We start from the raw sequence: 13,988 nt of genomic DNA, 5'->3' as shown, positions 1-13,988 counted from the left end.
GTCGGGCAGCGATATCAGTCCGAGCATGACTGCGACCGCGGCCACCAACGCGATGATGGCGACGAATATCCAGCCTAAGACTTCCATTTGGAACTCCTTTCAGGGTTTTGCGGGTTGTCCAGCTTCGAGTGGCTCGACCTCGTCGGGGGAGAAGTACAGGTAGCGGCCGTACCAGTCGTGCAGCTCGGCGGCGGGGTCGTCGTCGACGACGACCGCGACATGCTTGTTGCCCTCCACGTCCTCGTGCACCGACGTCACGCGGGCGGTCTTGCCCGCGACGAAGATGTCCTGCGCGTCGGCGTTGCGCATCGGGTGCAACCGCACCCGGCTGCCCCGCGCGACCCGCACGCCGTTCACCAGCACCGCGTCGACTTCGGGACGAACAGCGTTGTCGGCCAGCGGATCCCACCAGTCGACCCCCTCCGGGATCTCGGGAACCAGGCCCGAGAGGGTGTGCGGGTCGCGCAGCACCCCGTGCAGGCGCGCCATCGCATCGGGTGACATGGCGTCACACTGGTCGATGATTTGCGCGGCCCGCGGGTCGGTGGCGCGGGCCTGGGCCTTCTCTTCGTCCGTCATCGTCATCACGCGCAGGGTGAGGATCTCGTCGATCTCCGTGCAGTCGTAGAGCGCCGTGTTGCTCTGTTCGGCGACCTCGGGGTGGTCGTAGAGGATGATCGGCGAGATCAGCAGGATGTCGCGGGTGCCGGCGGGGCCCGCCAGCACGGGGAAACACCGGTGCTGGCGACACCGCGACGCCGCCTCGACGGCGCTCGGCGGCGGCTCGAGCAGCGAAACGAATTCCCCGCCAACGACTTCGGCGATGAGGTGCGTCCCGATCATGGACCGCGCGATCGAATCGGTTTTGCTTTCCGCGGCCGCGCCGACGTTGGCGACCCGCACCGACACCCGGCGCAGGTCGCCGTCCGGCTCGCTGGTGACGGTCAGCTCGCCGCGCACCTCGCGCCGCTCGCGGACCAGCCGACCACCGGCGAGCAGCTCGATGTCCGTGGCGGCGTTCGCCACCACCGGCAGCGTGCGCGGTCGACCGTCCAACGCCAGGGGGCCGAAGGACAGCTCGCACTCGACCGCCTCGTCCCAGGTGAGCCACGACCCGGCCGCGGTCCTCAGCTCGTCCACCGGTTCGAATGCGCCGTGGGCGAATTCGCGCTCCGCGCCGCGGTGCTGCAGCTGCAGGAACCGGACCACCAGGGTCAGCGCCGCCGACCCGTCGACCAGGAACTCCGCCGCCAGGGTGTCGTCCTCGCCCAGGCCCGCTTCCGCGGCGCCGGGCGGGCCCAAAACACCGAACTGCCAGCGTGATTGGTTCTTGCTCGACGTGCCGCGATACGGGTAGAGCAGGTAGCCCTCGTACAACACCGCGTCGGCGACGGCGCGGGCCCGGTCCCAGGCGGAGGTCATGTGGCCGCCTCCCGTTCGGTGTCCAGCAGCGAGGTGACCGCGTGGTCGAGGTCGAGCAGTCCCTGCGCCGACTTGTAGGCCGCCAGCGCCGCGATGGTTTCGTGGCTCAGCCGGACCCAGCCGGTGTTCGGATAGTGCTGCGCGATCAGGTCCTGCCAGACCGAGACCGGCATGTCGTAGCGGTACTCGCAGTCCCACGACACCTGCTGGACCGAGAACCCGCGTTCGGACTTGACGAAAATGGTTCCGCTGAACAGGAACTGGAGCGGCAGCGCGCCGTCGCGCAGCGCGTGCAGGTACTTGGCGGCGGCGACCTCGAAGTCGTAGGTGCAGTCCAGCGGCAGCGCGACCGTCGTGTTGCCGGCGAACCCCGGCACCATCGCGGTGGCGTGCTGCCAGAGGAAGGTGCGCTGGGTGGCGGCCCAGCGTTCGCGGGGACCGAACAAGTCGAGCAGCCCGGCCGCCTCCGCCTCCGAGTAGGACCGGCGCAGCGGCTCGATCCGGACCTGGCAGCGCAGGGCGATCGCGTGCACAGGGTCGTCCCCGTTGGCGGCCACGCTGACCCGCGCGGTCAGCACCGGGGTCACCGCATACGGCTCGGGCGCCACGTCGAGGACCGCGAAGTTCACGTCCAGGTGCTCTGTCGTCATGGCCGCGTCTCCACCGCCCAGGCGGCGACCCGTGCAAAGAAGTCGTCGATGAACGCGCGGGCCTCCTGGCCGCCGTCGAACCCCCGCCACAGCATGCGCAACCGCCCGACGAACTCGTAGCAGGCGTCGATCGGCACGAGATAGCTTTGCGGGTCGGCACTTTCGACTTCGCCCGTGCTGGTCTCCGGCACCCGGACGAGCAGCGCCTCGACGTCGTCGGTCAGCAGGGCCACCCGCGGGTCGGCTCCGCCGATTGCGTTCCAGGCATCCAGGTCGAGTTCAGACTCGGTCGCCCCGGCCGGGCCGGGATAGAAGGCGACGGTGCGCCCGAGCGCGGAGTTGGTGAAGAAGAAGGCGACGCCGACCGGGATCTGGAGCGCCTCCCACGCGCGGCGGTCCAGCGCGAAACCGGGAAACGCCAGGTAGCGGTCCGGCACCGACCTGTAGCGCAGTTCGGCACCGGTGTCGGTGAACAACAGATAGCAGGCGCGGCAGACGCACATCAGTTGCCGTGCGCCGACGTTCACCACGTGCTGATGCTCGTCGGGAATGATTTCCGAGCACATTTCGCACCGCTCGGCGGCCGGCTCGGGGGCCGCCCGGTCGCTTCGGATGCGGGCGAGAACGTCATACGCGCTGTTCATTGGCGCCGCTCCTCCTCATCGCTTCGCTCTGCATCGTCGCCGGCGCGAGTCACGCGCGGGCTTCCATCGGTTCGGGGAGCGCCACCGAGGGCACTCCGTCGCGGGGCAGCAGGGGAAGCGGCTCGAGGTGAGTTCCGTCGGGGCCGGCGCCCGCATGCACGACGTCGAACTGCGTGCCGCAGCGCGGGCAGCCCAATAGCGTTGCGTTCAGTCGTGCGCCCGCCAACGAGTCGTCACACACCGGGCAGTGGTCGCGGTAGGCCAGCGGCAGGTCGCCGACCCGGCACACCAGCAGCGCGGTGCCCGCAACCCGGAAGCCCGCGACGTCGCCGGGCTCCAACTCCGCCAACTCGGGCAGCGGGTGCCAGGTGCCGGCCCCGTTCGGGCTGTGGCCGTTCGAACGCACGTGTGCCATCAGCGATTCCGTCGGGATCACGGCCGCGTTGGCCGCCGGCTCCGCCGTCACCACCTCAATCGAGGTGACCTCCGGCGCGGCGGCCCGGACCGCGTCCTCGACGGCCAGCTCCAGCGTCACGGCCGACGACGGGCAGCTCTTGCAGCTGCCCTTGAATGCCAGCCGCACCGTGCCATCGTCGAGCACCTCCAGCAGGTCGACGTCGCCGCCGTGCGAGCCGAGGTAGGGCCGCACCCGGTCCAGCGCGTCGGACACCCGCCGGCGCAGGTCGTGTGGGTGCAGCCCGTGGACCAGCAGCAGGCTGGCCACCAGGTCGTCGGTGGCCAGCCGCTCGGCGAAACCGGCGTCGCCGGCTCGCACGATCCGTTCGAGGGCGGCCCCGTAGAGGCCGACCACCTCGCGGACCAACTGCTGGGCGCGCTCGTGCGCGGCCGCCCCGCTCGCCGCGCAGGAATCCAGGAGTGTCTGGATCCGATCGCCCGCTGCGCGCCACTGCGTGTCGTTCTCAGGCCCCTTCACTGGGCTCGTCGGGCGATCGGCCATACGTCACTCCCCGACAGGCGACTGCGTCGGCGTGTGCAGTCTCTCCAGGGTCTTGCCCTTTCCGAGGTACATGTGCACGCCGCACGGCAGGCACGGGTCGAAGCTGCGCACCGTGCGCATGACGTCGATGCCCTTGAAGTTGTCTCGCCCGTTCTCCTCGAAGATCGGCTGACCCTGCACCGCGTCCTCGTACGGTCCCGGCGTGCCGTAGCTGTCGCGCGGGTTCGCGTTCCACGGGGTGGGCGGGTACGGGTGGTAGTTGGCGATCTTGCCGTCCCGGATCACCATGTGGTGGCTCAGCACACCGCGAACCGCCTCGGTGAAGCCGCAACCGATGGCCTCGTCGGGCACCTCGAACTTTTCCCAGGTCTTGGTGCGCCCGGCGCGAATCTCCTCCAACGCCTTCTCGGCGAAGTGCAACGCGCACGCCGCCGCGTAGGCCTGGAAGTAGGTGCGGGCCCGGTCGCGTTCGATCGTGTTGCTGCCGTACTGCGGGACCTTCCACTCGAACTCGACGGGACCCTTCAGCGCGGTCTTGGGCAGGTTGATCTTGACGCTGTTGCCGGTCGCCTTGACGTAGCCGATGTCGACCAGGCCGGCGAGCGCCGTCGCCCACAGCCGGGCCAGCGGCCCGCCGCCGGTGTCCAGCGCCAGGTGGTCCGTGCCGTCGAACCAGCGCGGGGACATCACCCAGCTGTACTTGCCGCCCTCCATGTCCCGCTTCTGGGGGTGGGGGTTGGTGTGCTGGTTCCACGGGTGGCGCCGGTCCACCGCGTTGCCCAGCGGGTCGGTCTTGACGAACATCTCCTGGTCGGTCCAGTCGTCGTAATACGAACTGCCCAAAAGGATCCGGATGCCGAGGTTGATGTCCACCAGCGAGTGGGTGACCAGCTTGCCGTCGACCACCACGCCCGGGGTGACGAACATCGCGTTGCCCCAACGCTCCATGTCCTTGTATGCGAAGTTGCACACCTCGGGGTCCTGGAACGAGCCCCAGCAGCCGAGCAGCGTGCGCCGCAGCCCGACCTTCTCGTAACCGGGCAGTGCGGTGTAGAAGAAGTCGAACAGGTCGTCGTGCATGGGCACGACCTTCTTCATGAACTCGACGTAGCGCATCAGCCGCGCCATGTAGTCCGTCATCAGCTGAACGGTCGCGACGGTGCCGATGCCGCCGGGGTACAGCGTGGAGGGGTGCACGTGGCGGCCCTCCATGAGGCAGAACATCTCTCGCGTCCAGCGGCTCACCTGGAGCGCCTCCCGGTAGAACTCTCCGCTGAACGGGTTGAGCGAGCGCATGATGTCGGCGATCGTGCGGTACCCGTGCGCGTCGGCGTGCGGCGCCTCGGTCTTCTCCGCCAGCGAGAGCACGCTGGGATTGGTCTCGGAGACCATCTTCTCGCAGAAGTCCACCCCGACCAGGTTCTCCTGGAAGATGTTGTGGTCGAACATGTACTCGGCGGCCTCGCCGAGGTTGATCAGCCACTCGCCCAGGTGCGGCGGCTTGACCCCGTACGCCATGTTCTGCGTGTAGCAGGAACAGGTGGCATGGTTGTCACCGCAGATGCCGCAGATGCGGCTGGTGATGAAGTGGGCGTCGCGAGGGTCCTTGCCCTTCATGAAGATCGAGTAGCCGCGGAAGATCGACGAGGTGCTGTGGCACTCGACGACCTCCTTGTTCTCGAAATCGATCTTGGTGTAGATGCCGAGGCTGCCCACGATCCGGGTGATCGGATCCCAGGCCATGTCGACGAGCTGGCCGGGTTCCCGCTTGGCGGTGGTCGGCTCGGGGACGATAGTTGTCATCGAAGTCCCTCCGGGTGAGGCGAAATTGAACGAAGCGTGCCGCGACCTACCAGGTGCGGCGGGCCCCGGTGGTGAGTTGGTCGCCGTTGTGGCGCCACTTCGGCTCTTTGTCGACGGTGCGGCCCGTGACGCTGCGCAGGCTGCGGATCACGCTGCCGTACAACCCGACCGCGGTGCTGGACAGCTTGCCGCCGGGCGGCTCGTCCATGAACGGCATGAACTTGTCCGGGAAGCCGGGCATGGTGCACCCGATGCAGATGCCGCCGACGTTCGGGCAGCCGCCGACACCGTTGATCCACCCGCGCTTCGGGACGTTGCATTTGACGACCGGGCCCCAACAGCCAAGCTTCACAATGCATTTCGGCGACCCGTATTCGGTGGCGAAATCACCCTGCTCGTAGTAGCCGGCGCGGTCGCACCCCTCGTGGACGGTGTTGCCGAACAACCACTTGGGGCGCAGCGCGTCGTCGAGCGGGATCATCGGCGCCTGACCGGTGGCCATGTAGAGCAGGTAGGTGAGCGTCTCGGACAGGTTGTCCGGGTGGATCGGGCAGCCCGGAACGCAGACGATCGGGATGCCGGCCTTGCTCTTCCAGTCCCAGCCGAGGTAGTCGGGCACGCCCATCGCGCCGGTCGGGTTGCCGGCCATCGCGTGGATGCCGCCGTAGGTGGCGCAGGTCCCGACCGCGACGACCGCGGTGGCCTTGGGTGCCAGCCGGTCGAGCCACTCGCTGGTGGTCATGGGCTGGCCGGTGGCCGGGTCGTTGCCGAACCCGCACCAGTACCCCTCGTCCTTGATCTTCTCGTTCGGGATGGATCCCTCGACGACGAGCACGAACGGCTCGAGCTCGCCGCGATCGGCTCTGAAGAACCACTCGAGGAAGTCGTCGGCCCCTCCGTTCGGGCCGCATTCGAAATCGATCAGGGGCCAGTGCACGGCAACCTTGGGCAAGCCCGGGAGCGCACCGAGGGCTATTTCCTCGACGCTGGGCTGGGTGGCGGCAGTCAACGCCACCGAATCGCCGTCGCAACTGAGGCCCGCGTTAATCCATAGAACATGGATCAATGTTTCTTCTGCTTTGACTGCCGCTTCTGTTGGCATGCTGCAGCTTTCCGGAGCCGGGCTGGACGCTCCTTGCGCTGCCGGAGTCGACCGTCGGCCCACTTGCGCAGCGCTGAATTTGGGTCTACTCCCGCCTCAGTCGGTTGTCAACGGTCCACCGTTTGCCGGCAAATGTACAGATGTACTATTGGCCCCTGTTTGCACTCGTTGGCGTTGCCGCGCAAGGGATTTCGCCCGACAGGCGCGGGGCCGGCCAACCCGTGAGCAAGCCTAACGAAGCACCGGAAAATTCCCGTCGTCTTGCGAGTGGTTGGCAGGTCCGTCATGCGAGTCAATCGCAGTACGGCCGCCCTCAGTCCTCGGAGTTCGCCGCGAATCGCCGCAGCCACCCGAACCATGCGCCCATGCCGGCGCCGGTGCGCGCGCTGACCGGCAGGATCTCGGCCGTGGCGTTGACTTCGCGGACATGCGAGATGTACGAGTCGACGTCGACATCCAGGTAGGGCACCAGGTCAATCTTGTTGAGCAGCACCACGTCCACCGACCGGAACATCACCGGGTATTTGAGCGGCTTGTCCTCGCCCTCGGTCACGGAGTACACCATGGCCTTGGCGTGCTCGCCGACGTCAAACTCCGCCGGGCAGACCAGGTTGCCGACGTTCTCGATGATCACCAGGTCCAGCCCGGGGAGGTCGAGGCCGGGCAGGGCGCGATTGACCATCGGCGCGTCCAGGTGGCATTCCCCGCCAAACCCATTGCTGGTGTTGAGCAGTGACACCTGGGCACCGTGCCCGCTGAGCTTGGCCGCGTCCAGATCGGTGGCGATGTCACCCTCGATGACGCCGATCGCGAATTCGCCGGCGAGCTCGTCCAGCGTCGACTGCAGGATGGTGGTCTTGCCCGAGCCGGGGGAGCTCATCAGGTTCAGCGTGCGGATCCCGTGGCTTTCAAACGCAGCTCGGTTGGCCGCGGCGAGGACGTCGTTCTCGGCGAAGATCGCCTCCAGCACGTCGATGCGCTGCTTGCCCGTCTGGTATTGACTGTGGTCCCCGTGCTCGTGATCGGGATGGTCGTGGTCGTGGGTGTGCACGGTTCCGTCGTCGTGCCGGTGGAATCTGCCCATGGTCAAATCCGTTCGGGGGGAGCGCTTTTCACGAGACGTCCAAGGACGTCACCAGGAACTCGTTGCCGTGCAGCACCTCGACGTCGGGGCTGTCGCACCGCGGGCACCAGATCGACCAGGCCGAGGTGATCTCCGATTCGCGGCCGCACGAGCGGCACCTCACCTCGGCGCCGACGCACTCGAGTTCCAGCTCGGCGTCCGGCATGTCCTCGGAATCCCGGACCAGGGTCCAGCAGAACGACAGCGATTCCGGCACCACCTGGCGCAGGGCCCCGATCCGCACCCGGACCACGTCGACGTGCCGGCCCTCGGCATGGGTCTTGACCAGACCGGCGATGGCCTCGCACAGCGACAGCTCGTGCATGGCACTTTTCTACACCCGAAACGGTGGTTGCCCGAACTCAAGCGCAACTCGATCTCAGCATCAGCTGGGTTTGCTCGATTCGGGCAAGTTCGGCACCGGGGTGCGACAATGTTCCGCGTAAGGCGATGACGACGCAGGAAGCCGGTGCGAATCCGGCGCGGTCCCGCCACTGTCATCGGGGAGCGAACCTCACGAAGCCACGGCCACCGGTCGGAAGGCGAGGCGAGCAGTGATCCGAGAGCCAGGAGACTCGCGTCATCGTGTCCTGCTACCCGGGGCGGAGTACCCCGAGAGAGCTGGCCTGTCATGGCGCCGAAACCTCGTTGTCGAACCATCACTTTCGAATTCGGTCGTCTCCGATGACCGGCCCAATCTGGATCGCTTCACCGCCAGAGGTCCATTCGACACTGCTGAACAGCGGGCCGGGGCCCGGTCCGCTGCTGGCCGCGGCAGAGTCGTGGACCTCGTTGAGCATCGCGTACACCGAGTCGGCCGAGGAGCTGACCGCGCTAATGGCGGGGGTGCAGGCCGGGGCATGGGAGGGCCCGAGCGCGGCGGCGTATGTGGCCAGCCACAGCCCCCATATTGCCTGGCTCGCGCTGGCCGCCGCTGACAGTGCGGCGACGGCCGTCCGACATGAAGCTGCGGCCACCGCCTACACCACCGCCCTCGCTGCGATGCCCACCCTGGCCGAGCTGGCCGCCAACCACGCCACCCACGCGGCGTTGCTGGGGACAAATTTCTTCGGCATCAACACCATTCCCATCGCACTGAATGAAGCTGACTATGCACGGATGTGGATCCAGGCCGCGACCGTGATGAGCATCTACCACGCGGTCTCGGCCGCCGCCGTGGCCTCGTCACCGCAGGTGTCGGCGGCGCCGAAGATCGTGAATCTTCATGCGCTGGTGGAAGCGTTCTACCAGGCCTTCCCGTTGCCTCCCGACACGGAGAACCAGGTGATGGCCTGGCTGACGAAGATTGGTTTCGTCGACTACTGGAACAACGTCCTAGAACCGCTGAGCAACGCGCTGTACAACAATCCCTTCTTCGCGGCGATGTTTTCGGGGTTTGATCCCTACCTGCCCCTGCTGGGTAACCCACTGATCTTCCTCAGTCCGTCCAACATCGCGTTCGCCCTGGGCTACCCGATGGATATCGGCTCGTATGTCGCGTATCTGTCGGAAACGTTCTTCTTTATCGGACTGGATCTGACGGCGGCGCTCGCTAGCGGCGATCCCGCGACGATCGGTTTCACCATCCTGTTCACCACCGTCGAAGCCGTCGGCACGATCATCACGGACACCATCGCATTGCTCAAGACGCTGCTCGAGCAGACTGCCGTGGTCTTGACGGTTTTCGTGCCCCTGATAACCGCCCCGATAGTGGCGTTGGCCGCCGGCGCGGTGGCGCCGATTGGCCTCGCCGGCTTGGCGGGACTGGCCGCCCTGCCGCCGGTACCCCCCGTCGCGCCGCCCATCATGCCGCCGGTCCTTGCGCTGTCGCCCAGCATCCCGACCCCCGCCTCTTCTCCGACGCCGGCTCCGGTGCAGGCCACCGCGCCGGCCGCTACACCCGCAGCGCCCCCGCCGTCGGCCACCCCACCGACGATGACCGGGGCGGGTACCGGTGTGGGCATGGAAGGCTTCGCCTATCTGGTGGGCGACCTGAGCGCGGTTGCCGGCGCGGCGGTGGCCGGCAGGGCCCGAAAGAAGGCGCCGCAACTCGACAGCGCCGCGGCGCCCGCGACCGCGGCGACACCAATGGAAAAGAACAGAACGCAGCGGCGCCGGCGCACGAGGACGCAGATGCTCGGGCGCGGTTACGAATACATGGAATTGGACGACTCAAGCAATGCGGGCGAAGACCCGGTTGACGCGGCGGCGGCATCGGCAATTGGCGCCGCGCCTCAGGGGTTCGCCGGAATCGCCACCAAAACCGGCGCTGGACCGGCAGGGTTGACCATGCTCGCCGACGATGCCTTCGACGGCAGCCCGCGCATGCCGATGATTCCGAGCACGTGGAGCGGCGACACACCAACGCAGCAAGAGCCATCCGATGGGGGAAATGGCACCGTGTGAAACGCAGCCAGCGGCCGGCGGTTCGACACCGTCCGCGCTCACGAGTGTTTGTGCGTCCACGGGTCGTAGCACCGCTCGGGGGATCCTGAAATCCAGGACCGGGCACCGGCGAGCACGGCCGCGTGGACCGCTCGTGCGATGCGGGCGCCGAACGCCGAGCGCGGCCCGCCGTACGTCTCCGGGGTCCCGTCCGTCGGGCAGTGCACAACAACCGCGTCCGAGGCGGTTCCGCTGGCTGGCACCCCGGTGTCGTGCAACGCTTGCACTTTCGCCTCCGTTGCGGTGGCTACGGCGTTGACGAGGGCGGCATGAGACAGCCGCACCGGCACCGCAACCACGATGTTGATCGTCCCCACCCGGTGCTCGTCACCGTCGGTCGGCGGTCGGTGCTCAACAGTCTGGTAGTCAGCGAACGCGGTCGTTTGGACGCTGGACCGCATCTCGCGGCGGAAGTGCCGGTCGGGCGCGGCCGCCCAGGCCGGGCTGGAGAGCCCAACCGTTGCGGCGGCATGCACGCCGCTGTCGTCGGCGAGGTGGTGCCGGGTCACGTCGACCGCGGTGAGTAGCCCGCAGCCGGCGCCGACGAGCTTGAGCGCGGTAGCAATCTCAGCCAGGTGGCGGTCGGGGTCGGTCCGGTTGTAATCGAGGGGGACCGTTGCGTTGACCACCCAGTGCCGGGCGCCGATGCCGCCGCCGAGCGGGCCCGACGAGATACACAGTCGCGGCTCGGCGAATTGCCAGAGCAGCACGGGGATCGACCGACTAAGTTCCACCCGCGCGGTCAACCTGGGCTGCATGATCTCATCTTGGTTTGCAACCGACTAAGTCGCGGACTCGGGCTCCGGCGAGGAGAACGTCCACTTTTCTTCGATGCGCCCGCAGCGCCAGACCAGCAGGGCCACCGCCCAGGTCAGGACGAACATGCCGACGACGGCGAAGCCGACGGCGTTGAGGTCGAGGCCGCTGATCCAGTTCCAAAACCCGCCCCGCCACCCCAGCTGGCCGGCGAACAGGCCGAGCAGCTCGACGGTCCCGATCAGCAGCGCGATCGCCACCGACAGCCCCGTGATGGTGATGTTGTAGTAGATCTTGCGCAGCGGGCTGGCGAAGGCCCAGCCGTAGGCGAAGTTCATGAACGAGCCGTCGATGGTGTCCAGCAGGCACATGCCCGCGGCGAACAGCACCGGCAGACACAGGATGGCGTACCACGGCAGGCCCGCCGCCGCGCTGGTGCCGGCCAGCACCAGCAGCGCCACCTCGGTGGCGGTGTCGAAACCCAACCCGAACAACAGCCCCACCGGATAGAGGTGCCAGGACTTGGTGATCGATCGGGTGAGGCGGCCGAGTAATCGGTTGATCAGCCCGCGGTTCTGCAGTTGCCGTTCGAGCTCTGATTCGTCGTAATGACCGCGGCGCAGGCGCGCGAACACGCGCAGGATGCCGACCAGCACGACGATGTTGAGGATGGCGATCAGGTAGAGGAACACGCCCGAGACGCTGGTGCCGATCAGGCCGGTGTAGTGATGCAGCGTCGACGAGTCGTCCTCGACCGGCCCGACTACCGCCTTTACCCCGGTCGCCAGCAGCACCGCCAGCGCGAAGACGACGGTGGAGTGGCCCAGCGAGAAGAAGAAGCCGACGGCCAGGGGGCGCCGCCCGTCGCCCATCAGCTTGCGGGTGGTGTTGTCGATCGCGGCGATGTGGTCGGCGTCGAAGGCGTGGCGCATGCCCAGGGTGTAGGCCGTCAGCCCGACGCCGATACCAAAAGCCTTGCCGCCCAAGTCAAGTCGCGCCGGATCGACGAGCAGGACCAGGGTGCCCCAGCCAATCACATGCAGCGCGGCGATCACCGCCAGCATCGAGCCGAGCCGCCACCACTCCGCCGGCGCCAAGGCGCTCCGCAGGTTACCGGCCACGATCACGACATTAGGGAGCGTCGCGAGCCAATTGCAAGTGGATTGCAGGAGTAGCCAGGGGAAAACTGGCAATCCGGGGTGCCGGCCGCGACACTGAGAGGATGACGCCCAAGGCCTCCAAACAGGCCACCGCGCTCGACCCCGCCGTCACCGAACGGATCGGTGGTCTCCTTCGGGCCCACGGGCTGCGCCGGATGGCGTCGCGGATCCAGGTGTTGGCCGTGCTTGAGCCGGTCAACGGCCACCTGCCGGTGGCCGAGATTCACCAGCGGGTGCGCGCGTCCCTGCCGCCCGGCACCCCACCGCCCGATGTCGCGACGATCTATCGCACCGTGACGACCCTGGTCGACCAGGGCGTGCTGCACGCGCTGACCCTCGAGGGCGGCGTGAGTACCTACGGCCTGGCCACCGCCCCCCACCACCACGCGGTGTGCACCCGCTGCGGCTCGATCATCGAGGTGCCCGCCCGGCAGCTGAGCTCGGCGCTCGAGCACGCGATGGCGGGCAGCGCGTTCGCGCTGTCGGAGGCGGCGGGCTTGACGCTGCACGGGCTGTGCCCGCAGTGTCAGCGCGGCTGAGGCGGGCGCAGGCCCAGTAGGGCGTTCTCGACCACCTCGGGCAGCGCCGGATGAATCCAGTACTGGCCGCGCGCCATCTCCGGGGCGGTCAGACCGAAGCTCATCGCCTGGATCAGCGGCTGGATGATCGACGACGCCTGGTGGCCCATGATGTGCGCGCCCAACAGGCACCCGGTGTTGCGCTCGGCGATGAGTTTGACGATGCCGGTGGTGTCCTCCATCGCCCAACCGTAGGCGACGTCGGCGTAGTCCTGGACCTTGACCGAGATATCGAATCCCTTTGCGATCGCCTGGTTTTCGGTGAGGCCGACGGTCGCCAGCTGGGGATCGGTGAACACCGCCGACGGCACGAATCGGTGGTCGGTCACCGCCATAGACTCGGTGTCGTCCCAGTCGCACAGCAGGTTGTGCTGCACGACGCGGGCCTCGTGGTTGGCGACGTGCTTGAGCTGGTACGGCGACGACACGTCGCCGAGCGCGAAAGCGCCGCGCGCCGAAGTGCGTTGGTATTCGTCGACCACCACCTGGCCGTTCTGGACATCGATACCGGCCTGCTCGGCGTCCAGCAGGTCGCCATTGGGCAACCGGCCGGTCGCAACCAGCAGCACGTCGGCGTTCAGGGTGGAGCCGTCGTCGAGCTCGAGCGCGACGCCGGAGCCGCGGTTGGCGGCGCGAGCGACCATCCGGTGGGTGCGCAGCTCCCATTTGCGCGAGGCGATGCGGGTAAACCGTTTGCAGATCGTGTCGTCGAAGTGGCGCAGCAGCGTGGAGCCCCGGACCACCAGGGTGACCCGGGTGCCGAGCGCGGAAAACACGTGCGCGAATTCCGTTGCCACGAAACCGCTTCCGATGATCACCAGGTGCTCGGGCAGTTCGGGGATGCGCATGATGGTGTCGCTGGTGTGGTAGTGCACGTCAGACGCGAGAATGGTGGAGGGGATCACCGGTCGCGAGCCCGCCGCGATCACCACCTGATCGGCGGTGAATTCCTCGCCCGCGTCGGTGCGCAGCAGGTATCGCCCGTCGGATTGGACCGGTCTGAACCGGGTGTGCCGTTCATACAGATCGACATTGGGCAACGAGCGCCGGTACTCTTCGCCGCTCATCGAGATGGGGTCGATGCGCCCGAAGACACGCGAGACGATGTCGTCCCAGCGCACGCCGTCGATGTGCGCGTCGACGCCGTAGCGGGCCGCCTCGCGCACGGTGGCCGCGACCTCGGCGGCGTAGACGAACATCTTCGTCGGGATGCACCCGACGTTGAGGCAGGTGCCGCCGAAGGTGCCGTGCTCGCAGATGGCGACGCGCTTGCCGGCGTACCTTTCGTCCAGAATGGTGTTACCCGAACCGGTTCCGATGATCGCGATGTCGTAGGTTTCCATGCTC

At 67.6% G+C, this 13,988-nt stretch carries 13 protein-coding genes and 1 riboswitch; of the genes, 2 read left to right on the top strand and 11 right to left on the bottom strand.

Going from position 1 to position 13,988, the window contains the following annotated elements:
* Positions 1 to 99 precede the first annotated feature (99 nt).
* The 8 genes from N415_RS21485 to N415_RS21450 form a co-directional block, all read right to left on the bottom strand.
* Positions 100 to 1,422: a hypothetical protein gene (locus N415_RS21485; RefSeq protein ID WP_068186534.1), complete on the bottom strand. Its 1,323-nt coding sequence runs from the start codon at positions 1,420 to 1,422 to the stop codon at positions 100 to 102.
* Positions 1,419 to 2,072 (bottom strand): DUF6084 family protein, encoded by a 654-nt coding sequence (locus N415_RS21480; protein ID WP_068186532.1) that lies wholly within the window; start codon positions 2,070 to 2,072, stop codon positions 1,419 to 1,421. Before N415_RS21480 ends, N415_RS21485 begins: the two co-directional genes overlap by 4 nt.
* Positions 2,069 to 2,716 carry a DUF5947 family protein gene (locus N415_RS21475; RefSeq protein ID WP_068186530.1) on the bottom strand — a complete coding sequence of 216 codons (648 nt, stop codon included), beginning with the start codon at positions 2,714 to 2,716 and terminating at the stop codon, positions 2,069 to 2,071. Before N415_RS21475 ends, N415_RS21480 begins: the two co-directional genes overlap by 4 nt.
* 49 nt (positions 2,717 to 2,765) lie before the next feature.
* Positions 2,766 to 3,674, bottom strand: coding sequence for a NifU family protein (locus tag N415_RS21470; protein ID WP_068186528.1), 909 nt, complete (start codon positions 3,672 to 3,674; stop codon positions 2,766 to 2,768).
* A 3-nt stretch (positions 3,675 to 3,677) separates the two neighbouring features.
* Positions 3,678 to 5,477: a nickel-dependent hydrogenase large subunit gene (locus N415_RS21465; RefSeq protein WP_068186526.1), complete on the bottom strand. Its 1,800-nt coding sequence runs from the start codon at positions 5,475 to 5,477 to the stop codon at positions 3,678 to 3,680.
* 46 nt (positions 5,478 to 5,523) lie between these two features.
* Positions 5,524 to 6,579 (bottom strand): hydrogenase expression protein HypE, encoded by a 1,056-nt coding sequence (locus N415_RS21460; RefSeq protein ID WP_068186524.1) that lies wholly within the window; start codon positions 6,577 to 6,579, stop codon positions 5,524 to 5,526.
* Between the two features lie 313 nt (positions 6,580 to 6,892).
* Positions 6,893 to 7,663, bottom strand: a complete 771-nt coding sequence (hypB, locus tag N415_RS21455) for a hydrogenase nickel incorporation protein HypB (protein WP_068186522.1) — start codon at positions 7,661 to 7,663, stop codon at positions 6,893 to 6,895.
* Positions 7,664 to 7,691: 28 nt separating this feature from the next.
* A complete protein-coding gene (locus N415_RS21450) occupies positions 7,692 to 8,027 on the bottom strand; it encodes a hydrogenase maturation nickel metallochaperone HypA (RefSeq protein WP_068103556.1) in 336 nt (111 codons plus the stop codon).
* Positions 8,028 to 8,118: 91 nt separating this feature from the next.
* A riboswitch (cobalamin riboswitch) is annotated at positions 8,119 to 8,300 on the top strand.
* A gap of 86 nt (positions 8,301 to 8,386) precedes the next feature.
* Between N415_RS21450 and N415_RS21445 the strand changes: the two genes are divergently transcribed.
* Positions 8,387 to 10,108 carry a PPE family protein gene (locus N415_RS21445; protein WP_068186520.1) on the top strand — a complete coding sequence of 574 codons (1,722 nt, stop codon included), beginning with the start codon at positions 8,387 to 8,389 and terminating at the stop codon, positions 10,106 to 10,108.
* 38 nt (positions 10,109 to 10,146) lie between these two features.
* On the opposite strand, the gene N415_RS21440 is transcribed toward N415_RS21445, so the two are convergent.
* Both N415_RS21440 and N415_RS21435 read right to left on the bottom strand, forming a co-directional pair.
* A complete protein-coding gene (locus N415_RS21440) occupies positions 10,147 to 10,905 on the bottom strand; it encodes an adenosylcobinamide amidohydrolase (protein ID WP_193376489.1) in 759 nt (252 codons plus the stop codon).
* A 24-nt stretch (positions 10,906 to 10,929) separates the two neighbouring features.
* A complete protein-coding gene (locus tag N415_RS21435; protein WP_239645652.1) occupies positions 10,930 to 12,024 on the bottom strand; it encodes a HoxN/HupN/NixA family nickel/cobalt transporter in 1,095 nt (364 codons plus the stop codon).
* A 101-nt stretch (positions 12,025 to 12,125) separates the two neighbouring features.
* Between N415_RS21435 and N415_RS21430 the strand changes: the two genes are divergently transcribed.
* Entirely contained in the window at positions 12,126 to 12,602 is a 477-nt protein-coding gene (locus tag N415_RS21430) for a Fur family transcriptional regulator (protein ID WP_068186517.1), read from the top strand.
* On the opposite strand, the gene mtr is transcribed toward N415_RS21430, so the two are convergent.
* Positions 12,590 to 13,984 carry a mycothione reductase gene (gene mtr / locus N415_RS21425; protein ID WP_068186515.1) on the bottom strand — a complete coding sequence of 465 codons (1,395 nt, stop codon included), beginning with the start codon at positions 13,982 to 13,984 and terminating at the stop codon, positions 12,590 to 12,592. The two genes, N415_RS21430 and mtr, sit on opposite strands and share 13 nt — an antisense overlap.
* Positions 13,985 to 13,988: the final 4 nt, after the last annotated feature.

It is taken from the genome of Mycobacterium sp. UM_CSW (assembly GCF_000455205.1).
Classification (GTDB): Bacteria; Actinomycetota; Actinomycetes; order Mycobacteriales; family Mycobacteriaceae; genus Mycobacterium.
The sequence above is the reverse complement of the archived record's forward strand: the minus strand, read 5'-3'. Positions and strand labels throughout refer to the sequence as shown.

Coding starts and splice junctions, on each gene's coding strand:
- N415_RS21485 (WP_068186534.1), bottom strand. CDS start 1,422: ATGACCTCCGCCTGGGACCGGGCCCGCGCCGTCGCCGACGCGGTGTTG.
- N415_RS21480 (WP_068186532.1), bottom strand. CDS start 2,072: ATGACGACAGAGCACCTGGACGTGAACTTCGCGGTCCTCGACGTGGCG.
- N415_RS21475 (WP_068186530.1), bottom strand. CDS start 2,716: ATGAACAGCGCGTATGACGTTCTCGCCCGCATCCGAAGCGACCGGGCG.
- N415_RS21470 (WP_068186528.1), bottom strand. CDS start 3,674: ATGGCCGATCGCCCGACGAGCCCAGTGAAGGGGCCTGAGAACGACACG.
- N415_RS21465 (WP_068186526.1), bottom strand. CDS start 5,477: ATGACAACTATCGTCCCCGAGCCGACCACCGCCAAGCGGGAACCCGGC.
- N415_RS21460 (WP_068186524.1), bottom strand. CDS start 6,579: ATGCCAACAGAAGCGGCAGTCAAAGCAGAAGAAACATTGATCCATGTT.
- hypB (WP_068186522.1), bottom strand. CDS start 7,663: ATGGGCAGATTCCACCGGCACGACGACGGAACCGTGCACACCCACGAC.
- N415_RS21450 (WP_068103556.1), bottom strand. CDS start 8,027: ATGCACGAGCTGTCGCTGTGCGAGGCCATCGCCGGTCTGGTCAAGACC.
- N415_RS21445 (WP_068186520.1), top strand. CDS start 8,387: ATGACCGGCCCAATCTGGATCGCTTCACCGCCAGAGGTCCATTCGACA.
- N415_RS21440 (WP_193376489.1), bottom strand. CDS start 10,905: ATGCAGCCCAGGTTGACCGCGCGGGTGGAACTTAGTCGGTCGATCCCC.
- N415_RS21430 (WP_068186517.1), top strand. CDS start 12,126: ATGACGCCCAAGGCCTCCAAACAGGCCACCGCGCTCGACCCCGCCGTC.
- mtr (WP_068186515.1), bottom strand. CDS start 13,984: ATGGAAACCTACGACATCGCGATCATCGGAACCGGTTCGGGTAACACC.